Source organism: Cytobacillus oceanisediminis 2691, from assembly GCF_007678455.1.
GTDB classification, from domain to species: Bacteria; Bacillota; Bacilli; order Bacillales; family Cytobacillaceae; genus Mesobacillus; species Mesobacillus oceanisediminis_A.
Genome location: NZ_VEEP01000425.1, coordinates 1 through 233 on the forward strand (window position 1 = coordinate 1; position 233 = coordinate 233).

Sequence of the window (233 nt, forward strand, 5' to 3'; positions counted from 1 at the left end):
AGCGTGGGGGGTTAGCGATTTCGATTGGATGGAAAGTTTGTGTGAAAGTAGGTATTTGGTTAAGTTTGATGAGGATTGAGTTTGGAAGGGGGTGGTGGATAGGTTGAGGAAGGTTTTTAGTGTTTGTAAGGAAGAGGTGGTGAGGAAGAAGGTGAAGTTTTACGGGAAGGGGGTGAGTGAATAGGTTGTGGGGTTCGGAGTGGTTTCAATTGAAAAGGGTTTTGATTGGGGTG

The 233-nt window shown here is 45.5% G+C and carries 1 pseudogene; it reads right to left on the reverse strand.

From position 1 onward, the window contains the following. Window positions 1-184: pseudogene (gene eno, locus FS736_RS25695) on the reverse strand (phosphopyruvate hydratase); the annotation flags it as partial. Window positions 185-233 lie beyond the last annotated feature (49 nt).